Origin of the sequence: Streptomyces antnestii (assembly GCF_004005495.1) — a bacterium.
Taxonomy (GTDB): domain Bacteria; phylum Actinomycetota; class Actinomycetes; order Streptomycetales; family Streptomycetaceae; genus Streptomyces; species Streptomyces antnestii.
The window spans coordinates 322,411-345,374 of sequence record NZ_RZYA01000004.1; the positions used below are offsets into that span (position 1 = coordinate 322,411).

Below are 22,964 nucleotides of genomic sequence, written 5' to 3' on the forward strand. Positions count from 1 at the left end.
TGAACGAGCGAATCGTCGGATGGTCACTTCACGGCGTCATGCCGTCTCCGTGGGGCGGTCGGGCGCCGGGCTGGTCAACTCACCACAAAACACGTCGACTTCGGGCACTCTTACTCTGCCGTGAGCCGCCGCCGGATCCGCTCCACCGCCTCGTCCGGCACCCCGAGCCCCTCGCGCACGTACGTCCCGAAGTCCCCGTACCGCTCCGCCACCTCGTCCTGCGCGGCCCGCAGGTACGAGGGCCGTACGCCGATGAGGGCGAGCGCGATCTCCGGGTCGCCGCCCTGCGCGGTGAACCCCTCGACGAGCGCCGCGAAGGCCTCCCGCACCGCCGCGTTGACCGACAGGTACTCCGCCTCCAGGGTCTCCTCGTCCGCCCCGAGGAGCGTCAGGACGACCGTGGCGCCCCAGCCGGTGCGGTCCTTGCCCGCGGTGCAGTGGAAGAGCAGCGGGCCCGCGTCGGGGTCGGCGAGTTCGGTCAGGAGCGTGCGGTAGGCGGCCCGCGCGGACCGGGTCGACACGAGGGCGCGGTAGGTGTCGGCGAACAGGGACTCGGCGCGCCCGCCGCCGAGCTTCTCCTCGGCGAGCGCCGGGTCGGACAGGACGTGCCTGAGCTGGGCGGCGGCCGGCGCGACCCCGTTCTGGGCGATCTTGTCGGCGAGCGCGTCGGCCACCAGGAGCTGGACGCCGTCGGGGACGTGGTCCGGATGGGAGGCACGCTCGGCGTTCGTGCGGAAGTCCACGATCGTGCGGACGCCGAGCGCGGCGAAGGCCGGATCGGCGGCCGGGTCGAGCCGGTCGAGCTGCCCGGACCGCAGGGCGAGGCCGGAGCGGACGACGCGGCCGCCGGGCAGTGCGGTGCCGCCGAGGTCACGGAGGTTGGCGACGGTGGTGGCGGGGATCGCGGACGCGGGCATGGGCGGGACTCCAGGGTCGCAAGTCGCGAGCGGATTCGCGGCTTTCGTCCCGCCCATTCTGGCCCAGGGGGTGCCCCAGGACGCGTCGCTACCCGAGCTGCGGGCCGGCGAACTCCACGGTGCCGCGCGCCCCGCCGCCCCCGTTCGTCGCCGTCATGAAGAGGCCCACGTCCTGCCGCGCCGCTGCCCCCGGCACCGCCACGGTCGCCACCGTCCGCCACGTCGCCCCGTCGTCCACCGAGAAGGAGCCGGTGTACGAACCGCCGGACCGGGTCAGCCTGAGCGTCACCGGCGCCTTGATCCCGGTGACGCGCTTGTACGTGTCGAGCGTCCCGTCCCCGTTCGAGTCGTACGACAGCACGACCCCGTTGGACGGCGTCACGGACAGGTTCAGGAAGCCCGGGGAGCCGGGCGTGGCAAGGGAGTTGCGGACGATGAGGCCCGCCCGCGCCCACGCGCCGGTCGCCGCCTGCGCCGTCACCTTCACCTGCGCCGCCGACCCGTCCGCGAAGTCCCCCTCGCGGTACGCGGAGCCGAACTCGGTGGTCCCCTTCCACAGGTCCGCGCCGGCCCCGTCGATCGCGTACCGGTCACCCAACTGCCCGAAGACAGCAGCGTTGTTGGTCACCGTCCTCAAGCCGTCGTCGAGCGGCCCGGCCTCGAAGAGCGTCCCCTCGTGGACCGACGTCACCCGGTCCTCACCCTGCGGCCCGTACCGCACCGAGAGCGTGTACGGGAGCGGGCGCAGTGGCCGGTCGAGCGGTGTGCCCGGGGTGTTCGCCTGCCAGCGGACCGTGCCCGAGCCCGCGGGCGCGACGCGGGACAGGGACGTGGGGCCCTCGGGCGTGGCGTCGATGCCGGACAGCGTGAAGTCCACGGTCCCCGTCGCCCGCAGCCCGTTGACATTGCGGAAGGCGGCCTCCACGCGCGCGTGCCCGCCGGGAGGGAACGCGGCCGGATCCGCCGTGACCTTCAGCGACCCCTGGTACGGCGCCCGCGCGAGCACGTCCCGCACCCGCGCCGCCGTCTTGTACGCGTCCCCGACCGGCCGCAGCGGATAGTCCTTGCGCTCCCGCGTCCACGACTCCTCGAACGCGAACCAGTCGACGGCCGCCGGCGCCGACCCCGTGGCAAGCGCGTCCTCCAGCTCGTCCAGCCACTTCTGCCAGCGCGGCACGTAGAAGTCGGACATCAGGCCGTGCCACTCGCGGTTGGCGTACTCGTGCAGGCTTCCCGGGTCCGACGTGGCCCGGTCGCCCCACACCGTGACGATCACCTTCGCCGTGCGCTCGAACTCGGCGCGCTCGGCGTCGTTCGTCGCGAGCCGCCGCGCGTCGTCGATCCACGGCCCGAGCAGGAACGCCGGATGCGTCCCCGTCACGTCGTCGGACAGCCGCATCAGCTTCAGCCACAGCGTCGCCAGGGCCCGGAACGTGCCCTGGTCCTTCCTGCCGTACGCGGCCCGCAACTGCGGCAGGAGCTGCCGCGAGCGGTGCGCGAGCGCCTGCCGGGCGACATCCACCAGGTCGTACTTGTACGCGGCGCTGCGCCGCAGCGAGCCGCCGACGCCGAGCAGCCCGCTCAGGGCCGCGTCGAAGCGCCCCGGGTCGTAGGTGAGGGCGCGCGGCGCGTACTCGGCCGCCCGGTTCGCCGCCAGGTCGGGCCGGGCGGCGAACAGCGAGTCGTGCGGGTCGCTGCGCTCCGGAGCGGTGTGCTGGTACGCGGTGTCGTGCAGGGCGCGCCAGGCGGCGCGGGCCTGCGCGTCCCGGCCGCCGTAACGGAAGTCGGCGTACCCCGAGAACCAGTCGGCCCGGTCCACGGGGGCCTCGGTCCAGGCCAGTTCGGAGAACAGCTCGAAGGCCGCCGGGTCGCGGTCGGTGCCCTCCGGCAGGAACGCCGTGCCGGCGAGCGCGCTGCCCGCCTTGTCGCGCCACGCGAAGAACTTCTCGTTCCAGACGTGGGCGCGGGCGCCGATCGTGGTGCGCCCGCCGAAGTTCGGGATCGTGCCGAAGGCGTACGGCGTGCCGCCCCAGTCCTTCTCGCGGTCGGTGACGCCCGCGAAGCGGTCGGAGACGCCGTCGACGATCAGCATGCGCTTCTTGTCGATCGCGTCGATGAGCGCGGGCAGCGGGTTGGCCTCCCAGCCGAGAATCACCCAGGTGGCCCCCGGGTGCGCCTTCTGGAGCGCCTGCTCGACGCCGCGCGCCGCGTCCGGCACGGGCACGTCCCCGGCCGTGCCGCCCTCGTGCAGGAGGTCCATCTTGAAGTGCGCGGCCGCGCCGAACAGGTCCTTCTGGTGCCCGTAGAAGGAGGCGGCGACGTCGGCGAAGGAGCGGGTGCGGGGGTCGAGCCAGTCGGGCCGGTCGAAGCCGTGCCAGGTGCCCTGCGGCACGACGTGCGCGTCGCCCCCGTTGCGCTCCACGAAGCCGTCGGGGACGTGCCCGTAGTAGCCGGGGAACACGGGTGACATGCCGAGCTCGCGCAGCCTGCCCGCGATCTTCCGCCCGAGTTCGACGCGCCGGGCGATGAGTTCGGGCGAGAGCGGGCCGCCGTAGCCGGACAGGTTCTGCAGCAGCCACCACGGCTGGTGCGTGGGCGCCGGCAGCCAGGCCCGCGACTCCGCATCGCTGTACCCGAAGTCCTTCAGGACGCGCTCGTACACGGCCTCGGTGCCCGCGATGACGAGGACCTCGTTGCAGCCGTGCAGCGCCAGGACGTCGATCATCCGCTCCCAGTACGCCCATTCGGCGTACGGCGCGGTGTAGCCGTCGTTCGTGTCGTTGAGCGCGAACCGGTGGGGGAGCGCGGTGGATCTCTCCAGCGGGCGGGCCGGCGCGGGCAGGACCTTCGGCAGGTCCAGCTGGCTGCCGTTCCACGCGATGTGCGCCCCGCAGACGTACTTCAGATACCAGTGAACTCCCGTGAGCAGCACGGCCGGTGTCGTCCCGGACACCTCGATGCCGCCCCGCGTGCCGGTCACCCGGAACCGGTCGCGGCCGCCCTGCGCGGAGAGGAGCCCGAGCCGGAACTGGTCCGCGTGGTCCGGGAGCAGTCTGTTGAGCGCGGCGCGCACGGGAGCCGTATCGAAGGCGGGGCCCTCGGCGGCGTGAGCCGGGACCGTGAGCCCTGCGGCGGCTCCCAGGCCGATGGCGCCGATGGCGCCGGCGGTGCCGAGGACGGAACGTCGCGACGGTGCGGTCATGGATGTGTGCCCCCTGCGTCGATTGGTGCGGCGCACGGTAACCCTGAGACCGCCCTTGCTCAACGGTGTGTACGGAGCTGGCGAGTTCGTGTCGCCGCACGGGACGGAAGGAAGCGACGGGAATGACGCGACGCGTGTGGTGCGTACGGGTGACGGGGACGGCCTTCTCGCTGGCGGCCCTCTCGCTTGCGGCCCTGACCGGCTGCGGAACGCACGGTGACGGCGTGCCGAGGACCGCGACCGGCAGCCTCGAACAGCTCGCCGCGAGGGCCGGGTGCAGGCCCGACATCCAGACCGACGCCGAGGAACTGCGCCAGGCCACCTGCGGGGACGGCCGGGACCGCTACGTCCTCACGACCTTCGCCACCGACCGCGGCCGGGCCGCGTGGCTGGACCAGGCCGACGACTACGGCGGCACGTACCTGCTCGGCCGCAGGTGGGTCGCCGTCGGCGCCGACCGGGTCGTCACACGGCTGCGCGGCCGGCTCGGCGGGACCGTGGAGAGGTCAGGGCACGCCGGCCACCACGCGAGCTGACCGCGCGGCGGCCGGCCGGGGGAGGAGGCCGGGGGGGCAGGCCGGGGGACAGGCGGTCAGGCGCAGCGCCGGCCCCGGTTGACGCAGCTCACGACCTGGTTCATCAGGTTCTCGTCGAAGACGTTGATGAAGTCGCCGTGGTCGGTCACGGGCTTGTGCAGCTGCTCGGGGAACGAGTCGACGGCGAAGCCGGGGCCCGGGGGCACGTCGTACACGATGCGCTGCACCAGCTGCGGGATCGCCTTGAAGCCGGGCGGGCACGCGCCGCTGCCCGGGTCGGCGAAGGCGACGTGCGTGCGGTGGTTCGCGCTGTCGGTGTTGCGCCCGTCCCAGCAGCTCTGGAACCTGAAGGTGCGCACGACGTCGCTGCCGTCGGGGCAGAGCGGGTACTTGTCCCTCAGCTGCCGGTCCTCGAAGCCGGTGCAGCTCCAGGACGCGTTGGCGTTCGCGTCGCCGTTGGTGAAGGCCTTGGCGTCACCGGTGATGATCCGCAGGAACCGCGGCATGGCGACGACCTTTCCCGCCGGATTTCCCACGAACTTCAGCGTGACCGAGGCCGGGGTCTGGATCTCGCCGACATTCTGGTCCTTGCCGCCGCCGTCGGCCTGCGCGTCGTTCTCGTCCTTTCCGTCCCGCAAGCGCAGAACAGGCCAGTAATAGGTCGACTTGTCGCCCTGATTGCGGCAACTCGTCGCGCCGTTCGCGAGATCGTCGTCACCGGCGAAAGCGTCGGTCGCCTGATTTCCCACGTAGTCGTGCATATGGTGCGCGCCATTGCTCACGCCGGGCGCGACGATGACGTTGTCCGGATTGAACTTGCCGTTCTCGTTCCGCCCGCATCGCGTGATGAACGTGCCCCGGGAGGCGCCGCGCCGGATGGGCGGGGGCTCGGCGGCGGGCGGGGCGGAGCGGATGTCGACGAAGTCGGAGGCGTCGGGTCCGTTGCCGCTCGGCGGATCGCTGCTCGGTGGACCGGCGCTCGGCGGATCGCTGCTCGGTGGACCGGCGCTCGGCGGATCGCTGTTCGGCGGACTGTCGCTCGGTGGACCGCTGCTCGGCCGGCCGCCGCCCCACGCCGAGTTCTGTTCGTGGGCGGACGCGTAGACGTTCACCGCGATCAGCCCTCCCGCGCCGAGGGCCAGTGCGGCCGACGCGAGTGTCATGCGTGCCGCGAGTGACGAGCGCCGTTTGCGTGAAGTGCGTCCCATGGCGCTACGTACGGGGCGCGCGGGTCCCTTGTTCAATGGAAATGGTCAACGGCCTTGATCCAGATAGGCGATGACGGCGAGAACGCGCCGGTTGTCGTCGTCCGACACCGGAAGTCCCAGCTTCAGAAAGATATTGGAGGTGTGTTTCGTGATCGCCCGTTCCGTGACGACGAGTTGGGCCGCGATGGCCGCGTTCGACCGGCCCTGCGCCATGAGTTCCAGCACCTCCCGCTCGCGCGGTGTCAGCGCGCCGAGCGTGTCGTCCGCGGCCCGCCGCGACAGGAGCTGCTGGATCACCTGGGGGTCCATCGCCGTACCGCCGGCGGCGACCCGGCGCACCGCGTCGACGAACTGGTCCGCGTCGAACACCCGGTCCTTCAGCAGATAGCCGACCCCGCCGTTCCCGTCGGCTAGCAGCTCCCGCGCGTACAGCTGCTCCACGTGCTGGGACAGGACGAGGACCGGCAGACCGGGCCGGGCCCGCCGCGCGGCGAGCGCGCACTGCAGTCCCTCGTCCGTGTGCGACGGCGGCAGCCGGACGTCGACGACGGCGACGTCCGGCGTCAACTCGGCCAGTGCCTTGGTGAGTTCGGGCCCGCTCTCGACGGCCGCGGCGATCTCGAAGTCGTACGCCTCCAGGAGACGCACCAGGCCGTCGCGGAGCAGGAAGAGATCTTCGGCTAGGACAACGCGCAAGGAATCTCCATCGTCACCGTGGTCGGACCGCCGGCGGGGGAGCTGACGGCGAGGACACCGTCGAATGTACCGAGCCGGCGCTCGATCCCGCTCAGCCCCGACCCCGCCCCGACGCGCGCGCCGCCGTTCCCGTTGTCGGTGACGGCGATCCGCAGCACGCCCGTCGCGCCGCTGTGGTGCAGGCCGACCCGCACGCGGTCGGCCCCGGAGTGCTTGACCGCGTTGGTCAGGACCTCGCTCACGGCGAAGTACGCCGCCGACTCGACGGGCGCCTCGGCGCGGCCCGGCAGGTCCACGTCGACGTCGGTGGCGACCGGCAGCCGCAGCGCGAGCGCCTTCACCGCGTCGCCGAGGCCGCGCTCGGCGAGGACCGGCGGGTGGATGCCGCGGACCAGGTCGCGCAGTTCGGTGAGGGCGTCGGCGGACGACCTGCGGGCCCGCGCGAGCATCTCCTTGGCCGCCCGCGGGTCCTTCTCGATCAGCGCCTCGATCGTGCCGAGGTCCATGCCCATGGCGACCAGACGGGCCTGCGCGCCGTCGTGCAGGTCGCGTTCGATGCGGCGCAGCTCAGCGGCCGAGGTGTCGACCGCGTCGCGCCGCGTCTCCGTCAACACCTGGACGCGCGCGGCGAGTTCACCCGACGCGGGCGCGAGGACCGCCCGGGTGAGGAGGAAGTGGACCCGCAGCAGGGCCGGGGCCAGGAAGAAGCCGGCGACGAGCAGCACGGTGGCGAGCCCGGCGGCCAGGAACGCCGAGCCCTGCCCGCCGACCGGCACGAACCCGAACCACCAGCCGACGTGCGTGCCGTCCGTGACGACGCGCCACAGGCCGGCCGCGAGGGCGTACCCCTCCAGCGGGTAGAGGGCGAGCACGGCCGGCAGGAGCGCGGTCACGAATCCGGCGGTCATGTCGGCGAGCAGCCACCGCAGGTCCCGCCAGGTCGCCGGGTCCCCGAGCATCAGCCGGCACCGCTCCACCACCCCCATGACCCCGGTCCGCGGAGCCTCGGGAAAGGGCCGGTACGCCGCCGGGACACGCACGCCGGACCACTCGGCGGCCAGCACGCGCCGCCGGTTCGCCCAGGACCTGACCAGGGACAGCACCGGCGGCGTCGTGAACACTCCGACTCCCAGGACGACGAACGCGATCGACAGGGCCGACAGCACGAACAGAGTGAGCGACCCCGCGAACCCCACCACCGCCAGGGCCAGCCCACGCACCCCCGCGACCAGCGCGGCGCGCGCCCGCCCGGCCCCCGCACCCGTATCCCTGTCCGTACCCGACGCGTCCATCCCGTTCACCGTTCTCCGTCCACCGCCCGACCCGTACGCCCCCAGTCTTCCCGCGTACGGCCGCCAGGGGCATGGGCCGGGCACCCGCCCCGGGGGTGTAGTCAGCACCACCCCGCGCGTTCGCGTCAGCCGTGCAGGACCTTCGCCTCCGTCGCCGGGTCCAGGCCGACCACCGGCCGGTCCGGGCGCTGCGGCGCCGTGCAGCCGACGGACCCCAGCCACGCCCAGGTGTCGGCGACAGTCTCCTCGACGGGCCGGCACCGCAGCCCCGCCGCGACCGCCTTCGCCACTGAGGCGCAGTGCAGGGCCCCGTGCAGGTCACTGTCCGGCGGCACCCAGACCGGAAGCTGCGTCCACGGCGCGATCCCGGCCTCCTCGATCACCTCGGGAGCGGTCCAGCGCAGTTCGGCGTCCCCGCCGGTGACCCGCGCGCACGCGTCGAGCAGCCGCCCCGTGGTGGCGTGCCCGGAGGGACTGATCAGGTTGTACGGGCCGTTCAGGCCGGCCTGGGCGGCGTCGAGGACCCAGGCGGCGAGGTCGCGCACGTCGACGTACTGGAGCGGCAGGTCACGGGGGCCGGGCGCGAGGACGGGGCCGCCCCGGGCGATCCGCGTCAGCCACCAGGGGAGCCGGCCGATGTTCTCGTACGGGCCGAGGATCAGACCGCAGCGCACCAGGAGGGACCGGTCGGCGCCGAACGCGCCGACCGCCGCGAGTTCGCCGCCCCGCTTGTCCCGCGCGTAGTCCGTCTGCTCCGCGTCGGGCGAGGCGCCGTCGACGGGCGGGGCGTCCTCGGCGTATCCGGGCGGGGGCGGCCACGCGTACACGGACGCGCTCGACACGTACACGTACCGTCCGGCCCGCCCCGCGAGCAGCCGGGCCGCGTCACGGACCGCGCGGGGCGCCGCCGACCAGGTGTCGACGACGACGTCCCACTCGGCTTCGCCCCCGTCCCCGCCCTCGACCTCGCTCGCCGCGAGCGCGGTGAGTCCGCCGTCCGCGGTGCGGTCCCCGCGCAGGGACCGCACCCCGTCCGGCGGCGCGTGCCGCCCACGGTGGAAGACGGTGACGTCCCAGGACCGGGCGACCGCGGCCTCCACCACGGCGCGCCCCACGAACTCAGTACCCCCGAGCACCAGAAGTCTCATGCCGGTGACTCTGCCCGCTCGCGGCGCGTCAGGGAATCGGGTTCTGCCCAGGGGAGAACGATCCGGCCGGGGGAGGCCGGCGGAACCGGGGGGCGGTCAACGCGTGGCGGGCGGTGCGTACTTGTAGCCGACCCGCCGCACCGTCTGGATCGCCTGACGGTGCTCGGCCCCGAGCTTGCGCCGCAGCCGTGCGACATGGACGTCGACGGTCCGCCCGTCGCCCACGTGCCCGTAGCCCCACACCGTGGTCACGAGCTGGTCGCGGGTGTGCACCCGGTGCGGATGCGCGACGAGATGGGCGAGCAGCTCGAACTCCAGGTACGTCAGGTCGAGCCGGCGCCCGTCGACCCGGGCGGTGCGCTGCACGGTGTCGATGTGGACGAGGGCGTCGGTGTGCCGCCCGTCCTCGGGCTGCCGTACCGGCTCGTCGGGCACCGGGAGCAGCGGCTGCTGGTCCGCGGGCACGAGCACCAGGTAGCCGACCATCGGCGGGCGGCCCGGCAGCGTCGGCAGGGTGTGCGGGGGAGCGGGCAGCCAGGTCGCGCCCGGCGGCAGGAAGTCCGCGACCTCGACCACCTCGTCCCGGTCGACGGCACGCAGTCGGTGCCGTCCGGAGACGGCGGGGGAGGGAACGGCGGTGGCGGTGGAAGCGGGCGAGAAGGAACGGGTGTTCGCCATGAGTGGTCAACTCTTTCGCGCGAGGAGTCATCGAGATCGTCGAGAACTGCGAGGTCGCAGAAGGACCTGCGTCGTGCGCGCGGACCGAACGCCGGGGTGAACGGCTTTAGAGGGCCTGCGCGTTCTCCGCGCGGCAACACACCCGGTCGAAGTCATGGTGCTGACGGGAAGGCCAGAAGGGCTCGAGGTCGTGGCGACCCGTCGCGGTGTTCTGGAAGCTGGCCATGCCCCCATTGAAGCAGACGGGTCAGCGGGGCAGGACCCCCCTCTCACAGGTCGGACGGCACCTTGGCGTGAACTTGACGTTCCGTGAGGCCCCCGGGGCAGCGCGAAGGGCGCCCACCGGACCGGTGGACGCCCTTCGGGGGACGGTCGCGGATCAGACCTGGCCGGCCTTCTCCAGAGCGGTGCAGCACGTGTCGACGATCAGGCGCGTGACGACGTACGGGTCGACGTTCGCGTTGGGACGGCGGTCCTCGATGTAGCCCTTGCCGTCCTTCTCGACCTGCCACGGGATGCGGACCGAGGCGCCGCGGTCGGAGACGCCGTAGCTGTACTCGTTCCACGGGGCGGTCTCGTGCAGGCCCGTCAGGCGGTCGTCGATGCCCGCGCCGTAGTTCTTGACGTGGTCCATCGGCTTGGAGCCCTCGCCGAGCGACTCGCAGGCGGTGATGATCGCCTCGTAGCCCTCGCGCATGGCCTTGGTGGAGAAGTTGGTGTGCGCGCCCGCGCCGTTCCAGTCGCCCTTGACCGGCTTCGGGTCGAGGGTCGCGGAGATCTTGAAGTCCTCGGCGGTGCGGTAGAGCAGCCAGCGGGCCACCCACAGCTGGTCGGAGACCTCCAGCGGGGCGAGCGGGCCGACCTGGAACTCCCACTGGCCGGGCATGACCTCGGCGTTGATGCCGGAGATGCCGAGCCCCGCCTTGAGGCAGTTGTCCAGGTGCGCCTCGACGACGTCACGGCCGAAGATCTCGTCCGCGCCGACACCGCAGTAGTAGCCGCCCTGCGCGGCCGGGAAGCCGCCGACGGGGAAGCCGAGCGGGCGCTCGCCCTCGAAGAACGTGTACTCCTGCTCGATGCCGAAGATCGACTCCTGGCCCGCGAACCGCTCGGCGACCTCGGCCAGCTCGGCGCGGGTGTTGGACTCGTGCGGCGTCATGTCGATGTTCAGGACCTCGCACATGACGAGGATGTCGTCGCCGCCGCGGATCGGGTCCGGGTAGAAGGCGACGGGGCGCAGGACACGGTCGGAGGAGTGCCCCTTGGCCTGGTTGGTGCTCGAACCGTCGAAGCCCCAGATCGGCAGCTCCTCCAGGGCCGGCGCGGAACCCGCGATTATCTTCGTCTTCGAACGGAGCTTGGCCGTCGGCTGGGTGCCGTCGATCCAGATGTACTCAGCCTTGAACGTCACGGGGCCACATCCTTCGGGTGGGTCTGTACGGCGCGGTCATGTGCGGGTGCGGCGCCTCGGTGCTGCTTCGCAGACTGTCAACGGGCGATTTCCCGTCCGTTGCCCGAATGTGAACCCCGTGTTACCCGGGCCCTTTGTGGCTGGAGTCACGTTTCGCCGCGAGCCCGCACGCGCCCTGTGCCGTAGTCCGGCTCTCAGCCGCGGCCGAGCGCGTCGCGGACCGCCTCCTCGCTGCGCCCCACCACCGCCGTACCGTCCTCGGCCGTGATGATCGGCCGCTGGATGAGCTTCGGGTGCGCGGAGAGCGCCGCGATCCACCGGTCGCGCGAACTCTCGTCCCGCGCCCAGTCCTTCAGGCCGAGCTCCTTCGCGTCGGCCTCCTGTGTCCGCGTGATGTCCCACGGCTCCAGGCCGAGCCGCGTGAGGACGCCGCGGATCTCGTCCTCGGACGGCACGTCCTCCAGGTAGCGCCGCACGGTGTAGTCGGCGCCCTCGGCATCGAGCAGGGAGAGTGCGCTACGGCACTTCGAGCAGGCCGGGTTGATCCAGATTTCCATGGGGCCAACGGTACGGGACATGCCTGCTGACCAGGGGCTGTTGTCAGTGCCCGCCCGTAGAATAGAAGCAGTGTTCGAGGGAGCGTCCAGGGCCGTGGAGGGCTCTGGAAGGGTCTCCCTCCCGCGACAGGAGGATGTCTGTGCCCGCTGCCGCACCGATGCTGATCGACCTTCCCTACAAGCCACTCGCCAAGAAGGCCCTGCCCGCGGGACGGCCGCGTGACTGGTACGTCACGCACAACCGCCGCCTCAAGGCCATGCGCCTCGCGATCGCCCTGCTCGACTCGGGCGTCTACCTCCCGGACCAGGCCCGCAACAGCACGATACGGAGCGCGGCGGAGCGCGTCGGGATCCATCCGCCGTCGGACATCACCTGCCACATGGTCCGCGCGCTGATGCGCTACAGCCGCTGACCCCCGTAAGGCCCCAGGTGTGCCGCCCGCCCGTCACGTCCCGACGGGCGGGCGGCACACGGCAGTTGAGCCCGAGGTGTGTCACCCCGCCGCCAGCTCCTTCTCCAGCGGCGTACGGAAACGGGGCGTGACGCGCGCCGCGCCCAGCCACCCCTGGAGCGCCGCGGCCCGCTCCTCGACGGCGGCCGCGGCCTCCCGGCCCACGTCCGCGAGGAGCCGCCACCGGACCTCGCCGTCCTTGCCCTGCGCCCACCCGCCCGCGATCCGCCCGTCCCACCACACGGTGGGCCCGATGTTGCCCGCCCGGTCGAAGAGCGGCGCCCGCAGCTCCGGCGCCAGATACCAGTCGCGCTGCTGCCAGCCCATCGCGCTCGGGTCGAGCGCGGGCAGCAGGGCGGCCCACGGCTCCCCGCCACCGGCGACCGGCTCCACGTCGTCGGGGAGCACGAACCCGGTCCCCTCGTCGAGCCCCACCTCGACCGCTCCGATCGCCGCGAGGGCCCGGCGTACGTCGGTGACCTTCCAGCCCGTCCACCACTTCAGGTCGGCCTCCGTCGCCGGACCGCACGAGCCCAGCCAGTGGCGCAGCAGCTCCGACTTGGCTTCCGCCACGGAGAGTTCGGCGTGCGCCGGCGCGAGAGCCCACCGGAACTGGCTCGACGTCCACGAGCCGCGGGGCCGCCCGCGCACGACGCGCCCCTCCATGCCGAGCACCCGCAGCACGCGCGTCGAGACCGCCTGCCAGGCCTCGTACGTCTTGCCCGGCGCGTACAGGAGCTGGGTGCGCAACCGCGGTTCGTCCTCGGACAGTTGGGCCGCCGTCGCCTCACCGCGCGCCGCGAGCGCGGCCAGGGTGCCCGCCTCGACCTCGGCGAGCCACGCCGCGTCGTGCTCGCTGCCCGCCTCCAGCTGCTTGACGAGGGAGGCGCGCTCCCGCGCCGCGACCTCCAGGCCCGTCGACGCGTGCACCACCGCGGTGAGGCCGGCGGGGAACACGAACACCGTGTGCCGCATGCCGTGCATCCGCACCAGGGAACGGTCCGTGTACAGCGCGCGCTCGACATCGGCGACGGTCTTCGCGGGGTCCGTGAGGCGCGCGCCGACCGCCAGGTACACGGTGGACGGGTCCGTGCCGTGCAGCGCCACGAGCGACCCGGCGACCTCCTCGGCGGAGGAGGCCCGCGCGCCGGGCGCCAGCAGCTGACCGGCGGCGAGCCGGGCCCGCCGCTCCGCCGCACCGATGTGCCGCCGACCACTCACGCGTACCTCCCTGGGACGGTTCCCTGACCGCCTCCCATCCTGCCCCCGGGCCCGTGCGGGCCTCACCTGTTTGCCGTGCCCGGCATGCCGCGCGGGGCCCGGCGGCCTTGACTGAGGTGACGTGACCGGAACGGGCAGCGGGAGGCGTGATGTCGGGACGTGGCATGCGGGGAGCGGCAGCCGGGCTGCTCGTGGCCGTGGTGGTGCTCGCGGCGGCAGGGTGCTCGAACAACAACAGCCCTTCCAGCGAGGCCTCCAAGGCCGCGTCCGCCGCGTCGTCGGTGGCGTCCAGGGCCGGGGGCGTGGTGGCCTCCGCCACGGCGAAGGCCCAGAAGGAACTGGACCGCGTCAAGGGCGGTGTGAACGCCAAGGGCGACATCGAGCTCGGTGCCGTGACGAAGGACGGCGACCGGACGGCGGTCCCCGTCACCGCCACCAACAGCTCGGGCTCCAAGGCGTCGTACGCGGTGCAGGTCGACTTCCGTGACCCCGGTGGCAACCTCCTCGACACGGTCGTCGTGACGATCGACGACGTGGACAAGGGTGCCTCCAAGAAGGCGAAGGCCCGCAGCAACCGCACCCTGTCCGGCGACGTGAAAGCGGACGTCGCCCGGGCATTGCGGCACTAGCCGCGACCGCCCAGCCGGACCCACGGGAGCGCCGCATGAGCACCCCTCACACCCGTGCCGCCCTGGGCAAGGCGGCCCGCAAGCGGGCGTCACGCTCCTCGCACGGGGCGTGGATACCCGCCGCCGACCGCGCCGACCCCGTCGTCGTACTGGAGCAGCAGGCGGCCGACCGCGTCGCCGAGCTGCTGCCGATCCGCTACGGACGGATGGCGGCCTCGCCGTTCGCGTTCCTGCGGGGCGCCGCCGCCGTGATGACCGGCGACCTGGCAACCCAGCGCGACACCGGACTCACGGTCCAGCTCTGCGGCGACGCCCACCTCCTGAACTTCGGCCTGTTCGCCTCCCCGGAACGGTCCCTCCTCTTCGACGTCAACGACTTCGACGAGACCAGCCCCGGCCCCTTCGAATGGGACGTGAAACGCCTTGCCGCCAGCGTCGCCGTCGCCGCGCGCGACAACGGGCACACCGACGCCCAGGCCCACGACGCGGCCCGCGCGGCCGCCGCCGCGTACCGGGAGGCCATGCGCCGGCTCGCCGGGATGGGCGAACTCGCCGTCTGGTACGAGCACATCGACGCCCACGAGCTGCTCCCCCTCATCCGCTCCGCCCGCAACCGCCGCCGCATCCAGGCCACCCTCGCCCACGCCACCCGCCGCACCAGCCTCCAGGCGCTCGGCAAACTGACCGAGGTCGCGGGCGGGCGCCGCCGCATCATCCACGACCCGCCGCTCCTCGAACCGGCGAGCACCCCCGACACGGCCACCGTGCGCAAACTGTTCGGCGACTACCGCTCCACGCTCGCCGAGGAACGCCGCCGCCTCCTCGACCGCTACCGCTTCGTCGAGGCCGCCCGCAAGGTCGTCGGCGTCGGCAGTGTCGGCACCCGGTGTTTCGTCGTGCTGCTCGAAGGGCGCGACGCCGACGACCCGCTGTTCCTCCAGATCAAGGAGGCCACCCGGTCCGTCGTCGAGGAACACCAGCCGCACGGCCCGTACGTCCACCCGGGCCATCGCGTCGTCGCGGGCCAGCGCCTGCTCCAGGCGTCCGGCGACATCTTCCTCGGCTGGATGACCGGGCCGCAGGGCCGCGCGTTCTACTGGCGTCAGCTGCGCGACATGAAGGGCTCCGCCGACGTCGCCGGGATGGGCCCCAAGGAACTGCGGGCCTACGCCCGGCTGTGCGGCACCGCGCTCGCCCGCGCCCACGCCCGCTCCGGAGACCGCATAGCCATCGCCGGCTACCTCGGCGGCGCCGACACCTTCGACCGCGCGGTGGCGGACTTCGCCCTGCGCTACGCCGACCAGAACGCCACGGACCACACGGCGTTGCGCCGGGCGATCTCGGACGGCCTGATCACCGCGGCGCCGGGCGTCTGAGACATCTGGAGCGGTCCCCGGACGCGACGGTACGGCCGGCCCCGCCCGGGGCCGGCCGTACCGTCGCGTCCGTCCTGAAACCTCTCAGGAACTCTGGGCCGCCTTGAGTGCGTCGCGCAGGTGCTGCTCCTCCTCGTTGCTGAGCGAGGTCTGCACGAGCTGGCCGCCGAACGACGCGATCTGCGGGATGACCTTGTCCGGGGCGGCCTGCTTCACCAGGACGAACAGTGCGGCGGCGCCGGGCTGCAGGTTCTGGCTGAGGTCCTTCATGAAGTCGTCGTTGATGCCCGTGTCGGTCATCGCTCCACCGGTGGCACCGGCCGCGGCACCGACGGCCGCGCCGAGCAGCGGCGCCAGGAAGAGCAGCCCGATGACCCCGCCCCACAACGCTCCGCCGGCCGCACCGGTCGCCGTGTGGCTCACGGCCTGGTGCAGCTTGATCTTCCCGTCGTCCCGCCGCTCGACGACCACGATGTCCTCGAGCTCGACGAGGTGCTGCTTGGACAGGTCGATCATTTTCTCGCGGACCTGGTTGGCCGTGGCGAGGTCGTTGTAGGCGACGACGAACAGATTGCTCATGCGGCACTCCTCGGAAGTCTGTTCCTGTTCGCCCGAGTTTATGAGTGTTTGTGACAGCGCGCACAACGAAGCCCCCGCCCCTCCCGGAGGAGGTGACGGGGGCCCGGGGTCGTCCTAGAGGTCGAAGTACAGCTCGAACTCGTGCGGGTGCGGGCGCAGCTGGATCGGGGCGATCTCGTGCGTGCGCTTGTAGTCGATCCACGTCTCGATCAGGTCGGACGTGAAGACGCCGCCGGCCTGCAGGTACTCGTTGTCCGCCTCCAGGGCGTCGAGGACCGCGGGCAGGGAGGTCGGGACCTGCTGGACGTTCGCGTGCTCCTCGGGAGCCAGCTCGTAGAGGTCCTTGTCGATCGGCTCGGCCGGCTCGATCTTGTTCTTCACGCCGTCCAGGCCGGCCATCAGGAGGGCCGAGAAGGCGAGGTACGGGTTCGAGGACGGGTCCGGCGCGCGGAACTCGACGCGCTTGGCCTTCGGGTTCGAGCCCGTGATCGGGATACGCATCGCGGCGGAGCGGTTGCGCTGCGAGTACACCATGTTGACCGGGGCCTCGAAGCCGGGGACCAGGCGGTGGTACGAGTTCACGGTCGGGTTGGTGAACGCGAGCAGCGACGGCGCGTGCTTGAGGATGCCGCCGATGTAGTAGCGGGCGACGTCCGAGAGGCCCGCGTAGCCCTGCTCGTCGTAGAACAGCGGGTCGCCGCCGGCCCACAGGGACTGGTGGACGTGCATGCCCGAGCCGTTGTCACCGAAGATCGGCTTCGGCATGAAGGTCGCGGTCTTGCCGTTGCGCCAGGCGACGTTCTTCACGATGTACTTGAAGAGCATCAGGTCGTCGGCCGCGGCGAGCAGCGTGTTGAACTTGTAGTTGATCTCGGCCTGGCCGGCGGTGCCGACCTCGTGGTGCTGGCGCTCGATCTGGAGGCCGCTCTTCTCCAGCTCCAGGGACATCTCGGCGCGCAGGTCGGCGAAGTGGTCGACCGGCGGGACCGGGAAGTAGCCGCCCTTGTAGCGGACCTTGTAGCCGCGGTTGTCCTCCTCCGCACCGGTGTTCCAGGCGCCGGCCTCGGAGTCGATGTGGTAGAAGCTCTCGTTCTCCGACGTCTTGAAACGGACGTTGTCGAAGACGTAGAACTCCGCCTCGGGACCGAAGTACGCGGTGTCGGCGATGCCGGTGGAGGCGAGGTACGCCTCGGCCTTCTTGGCCACGTTCCGCGGGTCACGGCTGTACTGCTCGCCGGTGATCGGGTCGTGGATGAAGAAGTTGATGTTGATGGTCTTGTCGCGGCGGAAGGGGTCGACGCGGGCCGTCGACAGGTCCGCGCGCAGCGCCATGTCGGACTCGTGGATGGCCTGGAAGCCGCGGATGGACGAGCCGTCGAAGGCGAGCTCGTCGGCCGGGTCGAAGGTCGCCGCCGGGACGGTGACGTGCTGCATCACACCGGGCAGGTCACAGAACCGGACATCGATGAACTTGACGTCGTTGTCGGCGACGTACTTCTTCACATCATCGGCGTTCTGGAACATCCAACTCCTCCTACTCCCACCCAGGGAGGGGCGGGGTTGTAGCTCGGTGGTGCGGCCAAGTGCGGTGGCACACGCTGGGCCCGACCTTAGGCAGGCCCCATTTCTCAAGCATGACCCATTTGTTTCGCCGACGTTAACCGGAGCGGGGGTCAGGGCAGGGCCGGGTGGCCGAGCGCAGTACCGTGGTCGGGTGGACAACAGGCAAGCAATCGGATCGTGGCTCTCCGGGCCGCGCGCGGCCGCCGAGGACGCGGGTGTCGAGTTCGGGTACCGCGGTGAGCAGCTGGGGCTGCCCGAGGAAGGGCCCGGCTCCATCGCGCGCCCGGGCAGGCGGATCGCCGCCCTCGTCATCGACTGGGCCCTGTGCATGCTGATCGCATACGGGCTCTTCACGCACGGCTACAACCAGTCGACGGGGAACTGGGCCCTGGGGATCTTCTTCGTCCTCGCCCTGCTCACCGTCGGCACGGTCGGCTTCACCCCCGGCAAGCGGGTCATGGGCCTGCGCGTCGTCGCGGAGAACGGCGGCGGACGTCTCGGTCTCGGCCGCGTCCTGGTGCGCACGCTGCTCCTGTGCGTCGCCGTCCCCGCCCTGATCTGGGACCGTGACGGCCGCGGCCTGCACGACCGCCTGTCCCGCGCGGTCCAGGTCCGCGCCTGACAGGACTTCTCCACACGCAGACAGACGGAGAGCCCCCGGACCGGTCGGTCCGGGGGCTCTCCGTCGTAGAAGGGGGGTCAGCGGCCCTTGCCGCCGCCGCGCGGCATACGCATTCCCTTGGGCATCGGGCCCTTGGGGAGCGGCATGTTGCTCATCAGGTCGCCCATCGCCTTGAGGCGGTCGTTGGTCGTCGTGACCTGCGGACCCGCGAGGACGCGGGGGAGCTTGAGCATCGTGGTGCGGAGCTTCTTGAGCGGCACCTGGCCCTCGCCGTTGCCGACGAGGATGTCGTGGACCGGCACGTCGGCGACGATGCGGGCCATCTTCTTCTTCTCGGCCGCCAGCAGGGACTTCACCCGGTTCGGGTTGCCCTCGGCGACCAGGACGATGCCGGCCTTGCCGACGGCCCGGTGGACGACGTCCTGGCTGCGGTTCATCGCCACGGCCGGGGTCGTGGTCCAGCCACGGCCGATGTTGTCGAGTACCGCGGCGGCCGCGCCGGGCTGGCCCTCCATCTGCCCGAAGGCTGCTTTCTCGGCACGGCGTCCGAAGACGATCGCCATCGCGAGGAAGGCGAGCAGGAAGCCGAGAATTCCGAGATATACCGGGTGACCGATCAAGAAACCGATCGCGAGGAACACACCAAAGGTGACGATTCCCACAGCCGCGAGTACAAGACTGACCATCGGGTCGGCCTTGCGGGTCATCTTAAAGGTCAGGGCGATCTGCTTGAGTCGCCCGGGGTTCGCAGCGTCCGCTGCGGTTTCCTTCCTCGCCATGTCTTGAAGTCTACGTGTCCGGTAAAGCGGCTACGACGTGCGGGCGGCCACAGCCTCTTCGAGCACGCGCTGCGCCTCCACCCGGTCCTTGGCGCGGCGGCGGTCCTCGAGCACGGAGGTCCAGGCATTGCGGCGTGCGGTGCGCTGGCCGCTGCTCATGAGCAGCGACTCGACCGCGCGGAGCGCGTCGGTGAAGGTCGGGATGGCGGTGGCGCGTACGGGCGCGGCCTGCATCGGTAGGTCCCCCTCGGGAGCGGCTCTGACTAAGGGTGTACGTGGCGTGAGTACAGCGTCACTGTTCGGTGTTACCAGGGCGTGACCGAAGGGTCAAACGCCCGTGAAGCCTTGATGCGGGGGAGCCGAACGAGGGACGCGGCCCTGACGGTCCCCCCATCTGCGGGGACTGTCAGGACCGCGTCCTGTTGGCCATTACCGGCCGGTAGCTACTTGTGCGCGAGTTCACACGGCTGGCGGGCGGTGCCGTCGTGCCGGGTCAGACCGCCTGCGAGGCGACGTACGAGCCGCGCTTCTCGACGGCCATCTGGTAGAGCCGTCCGGCGCGGTACGAGGAACGCACCAGCGGGCCCGACATGACACCGGAGAAACCGATCTGCTCGGCCTCCTCCTTCAGCTCCACGAACTCGTGCGGCTTCACCCAGCGCTCGACGGGGTGGTGGCGCGGCGTCGGGCGCAGGTACTGCGTGATCGTGATGAGCTCGCAGCCCGCCTCGTGCAGCTGGCGCAGCGCCTCGCTGACCTCTTCGCGCTCCTCGCCCATGCCCAGGATCAGGTTGGACTTGGTGACCAGGCCGGCCTCGCGGGCCTTCGTGATGACCTCGAGGGAGCGCTCGTACCGGAAGCCCGGGCGGATCCGCTTGAAGATCCGCGGCACCGTCTCGACGTTGTGCCCGAGAACCTCGGGGCGGGACGAGAAGACCTCGGCCAGCTGGTCCGGGTCGGCGTTGAAGTCGGGGATGAGCAGCTCGACCTTGGTGTAGCCCTCGGCGCGCTCCGCCGTCATCGCGTGGATCTGGCGGACCGTCTCCGCGTACAGCCAGGCGCCGCCGTCCTCCAGGTCGTCGCGGGCGACGCCGGTGATCGTGGCGTAGTTCAGGTCCATCGTGACGACGGACTCGCCGACGCGGCGCGGCTCGTCACGGTCGAGCGCCTCGGGCTTGCCCGTGTCGATCTGGCAGAAGTCACAGCGCCTGGTGCACTGGTCGCCACCGATCAGGAAGGTCGCCTCGCGGTCTTCCCAGCACTCGTAGATGTTCGGACAGCCCGCCTCCTGGCAGACCGTGTGCAGGCCCTCGCTCTTCACGAGTTTCTGCAGGGCGTTGTACTCGGGGCCCATCTTCGCCCGGGTCTTGATCCACTCGGGCTTGCGCTCGATGGGGGTCTGGCTGTTGCGGACCTCCAGGCGCAGCATCTTGCGTCCGTCGGGTGCGACTGCGGACACGACCGGCTCCCTACAGCTTTGATTCTTCGGCGTACCTCAGGGTACGCCCGTGGTCTTCATGGGCCTTACGTGTGGCCAACCTGCGGCCGGCGGGGTGCATTCCCGGACCTCGATCCGCCCGGGCGGCCCTCGCCTGCGAACGCCTACGCGGTCGCCTTCTCCACGACCCGCGGGGCGAGGGCCGCGTTCTCCAGGACATCGCGCAGACACCGCTCGGCGACCGGCAGCACCTCGGCGATCGTGACCTCACGGCCCAGCTCGTACGAGAGCGAGGTGACGCCCGCGTCGCGGATGCCGCACGGGATGATCTTGTCGAAGTTCGACGTGTCCGGATTCACGTTCAGCGCGAAGCCGTGCATCGTGACGCCCTTGGCGACGCGGATGCCCATCGCGCAGATCTTGCGGTCCTCGCGGCGCTGGCCGGCGTTCGACGGCGCGTACTCCGGACCGTTGAGCCGGGGGTCGAACTCGGAGTCGTTCACCCGGGGGTCGAAGTCCAGGGACAGACCGCCGAGCTTCGGGCGCTCCGCCACCGGGTCGCCGAGCACCCACACGCCCGCCCGGCCCTCGACGCGGGAGGTCTCCACGCCGAACTCGGCGCAGACCGCGATCATCGCGTCCTCCAGACGGCGCAGGTGCGCGACCACGTCCACCGGGCGCGGCAGCTTCTGGATCGGGTAGCCGACGAGCTGGCCGGGGCCGTGCCAGGTGATCTTGCCGCCACGGTCCACGTCCACGACGGGCGTGCCGTCCAGCGGGCGCTCCTCGGGGGCGGTGCGGCGGCCCGCCGTGTAGACCGGCGGGTGTTCGAGCAGGAGGCAGGTGTCGGGGGCCTCGTCGGCGAAGCGGGCGGCGTGCACACGGCGCTGCTCGTCCCAGGCCTCCTGGTAGTCGACCGAGTCCGCTCCGAAACCCAAGCGGACGAACCGCAACTCATTCACGGTCAGTGCCTCCCTAGAACCTTCAGCGTGCACATATCGCGCCCTCAGCCACTGTACGGCGCCGGTCTTCTCGTCAGTTCCCCGGCCAATCGTCACACGATCGGATGAAGGGGCGGCCAAGGCCGGGACGGTGCCTGTGCGGGCCGTTACATTCGCGCCGTTCCAGTAGGGCTGCACCAAAAGCCCGGAAGGCAGGAGACCGCACAGCTGATGACGGAACGACCTCCGCAGCGCACGCCCAACCGCCAGCTAGCCGCGCTCATCGCGGAGGCAGGGTTCTCCAACGCCGGCCTGGCCCGCCGTGTCGATCAGCTCGGCCTGGAGCACGGTCTCGACCTGCGCTACGACAAGACCTCCGTGACGCGCTGGCTGCGCGGTCAGCAGCCCCGCGGCACCACGCCCGCGCTCATCGCCGAGGTGTTCACCCGGCGCCTCGGCCGCCGCCTCTCCGCCCAGGACCTGGGGCTCGACGCCTGCTCCCCGGTCTACGCGGGCCTGGAGTTCGCGGCCTCGCCCGAGGAGGCCGTCGACATCGTCAGCGGCCTGTGGCGCAAGGACTCCGGCAGCCACGCCGAGCTCCGCAAGATCGCCTTCACCCCCGCCGGGCTCGTCGTGCCCAGCCGGGACTGGCTGATCGGACGGGCCGACGACCGGGTGGCCCACGGGGAGCAGGCAGGGCCCGGCCGGATCCCCGCCCAGGGACGGCCCTCCGCCAAGCACCAGGGCACGTTCGACCAGGCGCCACCGCCCCTGCCCCGCCAGCGCGGCCACACGGAGCGCGGGCCCGGCCAGCGCGTCACCGCGGGCGACATCGCGGCTCTGCGCTCCGTCGGCGAACTCTTCCGCTCCCTCGACCAGGCCTACGGCGGCGGCCACGCCCGCCAGGCCCTGGTGCGCTATCTGGAGCACGAGGCCGAGCCGATGCTGCGCGGCAGTTACGGGGAGCAGACCGGACGGCGCCTCTTCGCCGCCACCGCCGACCTGACCCGCCTCGCCGGCTGGACCTCGTACGACATCGCCGCGCACGGGCTCGCGCAGCGGTACTTCGTGCAGGCGCTGCGGCTCTCGCAGGCCGCGGGGGACCGGGCGTACGGGGCGTACGTGCTGGTCACGATGAGCCGCCAGGCCGTGTATCTCGGCCACGGGCGCGAGGCGGTCCAGCTGGCGCGGGTCGCCCAGCAGGGGGTGGGGTCGTCCGCGCCGCCCGCCGTGCAGGCGCTGCTGCACTCGGCGGAGGCGCGCGGGCACGGGGTGCTCGGCGAGGTCCGTGCGTGCACGGCGTCCCTGGTGCGGGCCGAGCGGGCCCTGGAGGCGGTGCGGGCCGGTGACGACGTGCCGCACTGGGCGCGGTTCTTCGACGAGGCGCAGCTCGCCGACGAGTTCGGGCACTGCCACCGCGATCTCCAGCAGTACCGGGCGGCCGCGCAGCACGCCGAGCGGTCGCTGCAACTGAGGGCGCCCGGGTACGCGCGCAGCCGGCTGTTCTGCCGTGTGGTGCTGGCGTCCGCGCGGCTCGGGCTCGGCGAGCTGGACCAGGCGTGCGTGCTCGGCGCGGAGGCCGCCCACGCCGCCTCGGAGATGCGCTCCGTGCGGGCGCACGAGTACGTGCGGGACTTCGAGCGACGCCTGGAGCCCTACCGCGACGCGGCCCCGGTACGGGGGTACCGGGACCGCATCGCCGCGTTCAGCCAGTGAGGG

The 22,964-nt window shown here is 72.0% G+C and carries 21 protein-coding genes and 1 pseudogene; 6 read left to right on the top strand and 16 right to left on the bottom strand.

Annotation, left to right across the window (positions count from 1 at the left end; translation table 11 throughout):
* Positions 1 to 110: 110 nt before the first annotated feature.
* Both EOT10_RS11850 and EOT10_RS11855 read right to left on the bottom strand, forming a co-directional pair.
* Positions 111 to 917: a tyrosine-protein phosphatase gene (locus EOT10_RS11850; RefSeq protein WP_127828080.1), complete on the bottom strand. Its 807-nt coding sequence runs from the start codon at positions 915 to 917 to the stop codon at positions 111 to 113.
* Positions 918 to 1,005: 88 nt separating this feature from the next.
* Positions 1,006 to 4,119, bottom strand: a complete 3,114-nt coding sequence (locus EOT10_RS11855) for an alpha-N-acetylglucosaminidase (RefSeq protein ID WP_127828081.1) — start codon at positions 4,117 to 4,119, stop codon at positions 1,006 to 1,008.
* Between the two features lie 122 nt (positions 4,120 to 4,241).
* Between EOT10_RS11855 and EOT10_RS11860 the strand changes: the two genes are divergently transcribed.
* Positions 4,242 to 4,655 (top strand): hypothetical protein, encoded by a 414-nt coding sequence (locus tag EOT10_RS11860; protein ID WP_127828082.1) that lies wholly within the window; start codon positions 4,242 to 4,244, stop codon positions 4,653 to 4,655.
* Positions 4,656 to 4,711: 56 nt separating this feature from the next.
* Here the strand turns inward: EOT10_RS11860 and EOT10_RS11865 are convergent.
* The 7 genes and pseudogenes from EOT10_RS11865 to EOT10_RS11895 form a co-directional block, all read right to left on the bottom strand.
* Positions 4,712 to 5,605, bottom strand: a pseudogene (locus EOT10_RS11865) (DUF1996 domain-containing protein); the annotation flags it as partial.
* Positions 5,606 to 5,908: 303 nt separating this feature from the next.
* On the bottom strand, positions 5,909 to 6,559 hold the full coding sequence (locus tag EOT10_RS11870; protein ID WP_127828084.1) for a LuxR C-terminal-related transcriptional regulator: 651 nt from the start codon (positions 6,557 to 6,559) through the stop codon (positions 5,909 to 5,911).
* Positions 6,544 to 7,851, bottom strand: a complete 1,308-nt coding sequence (locus EOT10_RS11875; RefSeq protein ID WP_127828085.1) for a sensor histidine kinase — start codon at positions 7,849 to 7,851, stop codon at positions 6,544 to 6,546. Before EOT10_RS11875 ends, EOT10_RS11870 begins: the two co-directional genes overlap by 16 nt.
* 125 nt (positions 7,852 to 7,976) lie before the next feature.
* Positions 7,977 to 8,999 carry an NAD-dependent epimerase/dehydratase family protein gene (locus EOT10_RS11880; RefSeq protein WP_127828086.1) on the bottom strand — a complete coding sequence of 341 codons (1,023 nt, stop codon included), beginning with the start codon at positions 8,997 to 8,999 and terminating at the stop codon, positions 7,977 to 7,979.
* 96 nt (positions 9,000 to 9,095) lie between these two features.
* Positions 9,096 to 9,677, bottom strand: coding sequence for a winged helix-turn-helix domain-containing protein (locus EOT10_RS11885; protein ID WP_127828087.1), 582 nt, complete (start codon positions 9,675 to 9,677; stop codon positions 9,096 to 9,098).
* 379 nt (positions 9,678 to 10,056) lie between these two features.
* Entirely contained in the window at positions 10,057 to 11,088 is a 1,032-nt protein-coding gene (glnII, locus tag EOT10_RS11890) for a glutamine synthetase (protein ID WP_127828088.1), read from the bottom strand.
* Between the two features lie 194 nt (positions 11,089 to 11,282).
* Positions 11,283 to 11,645, bottom strand: a complete 363-nt coding sequence (locus EOT10_RS11895; protein WP_189491450.1) for an arsenate reductase family protein — start codon at positions 11,643 to 11,645, stop codon at positions 11,283 to 11,285.
* Positions 11,646 to 11,779: 134 nt separating this feature from the next.
* Between EOT10_RS11895 and EOT10_RS11900 the strand changes: the two genes are divergently transcribed.
* On the top strand, positions 11,780 to 12,058 hold the full coding sequence (locus EOT10_RS11900; RefSeq protein ID WP_127828090.1) for a hypothetical protein: 279 nt from the start codon (positions 11,780 to 11,782) through the stop codon (positions 12,056 to 12,058).
* A gap of 81 nt (positions 12,059 to 12,139) precedes the next feature.
* Here EOT10_RS11900 and EOT10_RS11905 read toward each other — a convergent pair whose 3' ends face one another.
* Entirely contained in the window at positions 12,140 to 13,318 is a 1,179-nt protein-coding gene (locus EOT10_RS11905) for a winged helix DNA-binding domain-containing protein (protein ID WP_127828091.1), read from the bottom strand.
* 149 nt (positions 13,319 to 13,467) lie between these two features.
* Between EOT10_RS11905 and EOT10_RS11910 the strand changes: the two genes are divergently transcribed.
* Together EOT10_RS11910 and EOT10_RS11915 are read left to right on the top strand one after the other, a co-directional pair.
* Positions 13,468 to 13,947, top strand: a complete 480-nt coding sequence (locus EOT10_RS11910; RefSeq protein ID WP_223280935.1) for a hypothetical protein — start codon at positions 13,468 to 13,470, stop codon at positions 13,945 to 13,947.
* A 35-nt stretch (positions 13,948 to 13,982) separates the two neighbouring features.
* A complete protein-coding gene (locus EOT10_RS11915) occupies positions 13,983 to 15,323 on the top strand; it encodes a DUF2252 domain-containing protein (RefSeq protein WP_127828092.1) in 1,341 nt (446 codons plus the stop codon).
* An 84-nt stretch (positions 15,324 to 15,407) separates the two neighbouring features.
* Here EOT10_RS11915 and EOT10_RS11920 read toward each other — a convergent pair whose 3' ends face one another.
* The gene (locus tag EOT10_RS11920; protein ID WP_127828093.1) at positions 15,408 to 15,902 is read right to left on the bottom strand and encodes a DUF1269 domain-containing protein; all 495 of its coding nucleotides are present in this window, start codon (positions 15,900 to 15,902) and stop codon (positions 15,408 to 15,410) included.
* 114 nt (positions 15,903 to 16,016) lie between these two features.
* Positions 16,017 to 17,426 (bottom strand): type I glutamate--ammonia ligase, encoded by a 1,410-nt coding sequence (glnA, locus tag EOT10_RS11925; RefSeq protein ID WP_127828094.1) that lies wholly within the window; start codon positions 17,424 to 17,426, stop codon positions 16,017 to 16,019.
* Between the two features lie 190 nt (positions 17,427 to 17,616).
* Between glnA and EOT10_RS11930 the strand changes: the two genes are divergently transcribed.
* Positions 17,617 to 18,087, top strand: a complete 471-nt coding sequence (locus EOT10_RS11930; RefSeq protein WP_127828095.1) for an RDD family protein — start codon at positions 17,617 to 17,619, stop codon at positions 18,085 to 18,087.
* A 77-nt stretch (positions 18,088 to 18,164) separates the two neighbouring features.
* Here the strand turns inward: EOT10_RS11930 and EOT10_RS11935 are convergent, their stop codons facing one another.
* The 4 genes from EOT10_RS11935 to lipB all read right to left on the bottom strand — a co-directional run bounded on the left by EOT10_RS11935 (position 18,165) and on the right by lipB (position 21,266).
* Positions 18,165 to 18,866 carry a DUF4191 domain-containing protein gene (locus tag EOT10_RS11935; RefSeq protein WP_127828096.1) on the bottom strand — a complete coding sequence of 234 codons (702 nt, stop codon included), beginning with the start codon at positions 18,864 to 18,866 and terminating at the stop codon, positions 18,165 to 18,167.
* 30 nt (positions 18,867 to 18,896) lie between these two features.
* Complete coding sequence (locus EOT10_RS11940) at positions 18,897 to 19,100, bottom strand: SCO2195 family GlnR-regulated protein (protein ID WP_100592115.1); 204 nt, start codon at positions 19,098 to 19,100, stop codon at positions 18,897 to 18,899.
* Positions 19,101 to 19,359: 259 nt separating this feature from the next.
* Entirely contained in the window at positions 19,360 to 20,325 is a 966-nt protein-coding gene (locus tag EOT10_RS11945) for a lipoyl synthase (RefSeq protein ID WP_127828097.1), read from the bottom strand.
* A 143-nt stretch (positions 20,326 to 20,468) separates the two neighbouring features.
* Entirely contained in the window at positions 20,469 to 21,266 is a 798-nt protein-coding gene (lipB, locus tag EOT10_RS11950; protein WP_127828098.1) for a lipoyl(octanoyl) transferase LipB, read from the bottom strand.
* Positions 21,267 to 21,476: 210 nt separating this feature from the next.
* Here lipB and EOT10_RS11955 point away from each other — a divergent pair, with 210 nt between their 5' ends.
* A complete protein-coding gene (locus EOT10_RS11955) occupies positions 21,477 to 22,961 on the top strand; it encodes an NsdA family TPR-like regulatory protein (RefSeq protein WP_127828099.1) in 1,485 nt (494 codons plus the stop codon).
* Positions 22,962 to 22,964 lie beyond the last annotated feature (3 nt).

Coding starts and splice junctions, on each gene's coding strand:
- EOT10_RS11850 (WP_127828080.1), bottom strand. CDS start 917: ATGCCCGCGTCCGCGATCCCCGCCACCACCGTCGCCAACCTCCGTGAC.
- EOT10_RS11855 (WP_127828081.1), bottom strand. CDS start 4,119: ATGACCGCACCGTCGCGACGTTCCGTCCTCGGCACCGCCGGCGCCATC.
- EOT10_RS11860 (WP_127828082.1), top strand. CDS start 4,242: ATGACGCGACGCGTGTGGTGCGTACGGGTGACGGGGACGGCCTTCTCG.
- EOT10_RS11875 (WP_127828085.1), bottom strand. CDS start 7,851: ATGGACGCGTCGGGTACGGACAGGGATACGGGTGCGGGGGCCGGGCGG.
- EOT10_RS11880 (WP_127828086.1), bottom strand. CDS start 8,999: ATGAGACTTCTGGTGCTCGGGGGTACTGAGTTCGTGGGGCGCGCCGTG.
- EOT10_RS11885 (WP_127828087.1), bottom strand. CDS start 9,677: ATGGCGAACACCCGTTCCTTCTCGCCCGCTTCCACCGCCACCGCCGTT.
- EOT10_RS11895 (WP_189491450.1), bottom strand. CDS start 11,645: ATGGAAATCTGGATCAACCCGGCCTGCTCGAAGTGCCGTAGCGCACTC.
- EOT10_RS11900 (WP_127828090.1), top strand. CDS start 11,780: ATGTCTGTGCCCGCTGCCGCACCGATGCTGATCGACCTTCCCTACAAG.
- EOT10_RS11910 (WP_223280935.1), top strand. CDS start 13,468: ATGTCGGGACGTGGCATGCGGGGAGCGGCAGCCGGGCTGCTCGTGGCC.
- EOT10_RS11915 (WP_127828092.1), top strand. CDS start 13,983: ATGAGCACCCCTCACACCCGTGCCGCCCTGGGCAAGGCGGCCCGCAAG.
- EOT10_RS11920 (WP_127828093.1), bottom strand. CDS start 15,902: ATGAGCAATCTGTTCGTCGTCGCCTACAACGACCTCGCCACGGCCAAC.
- glnA (WP_127828094.1), bottom strand. CDS start 17,426: ATGTTCCAGAACGCCGATGATGTGAAGAAGTACGTCGCCGACAACGAC.
- EOT10_RS11935 (WP_127828096.1), bottom strand. CDS start 18,866: ATGGCGAGGAAGGAAACCGCAGCGGACGCTGCGAACCCCGGGCGACTC.
- EOT10_RS11940 (WP_100592115.1), bottom strand. CDS start 19,100: ATGCAGGCCGCGCCCGTACGCGCCACCGCCATCCCGACCTTCACCGAC.
- EOT10_RS11955 (WP_127828099.1), top strand. CDS start 21,477: ATGACGGAACGACCTCCGCAGCGCACGCCCAACCGCCAGCTAGCCGCG.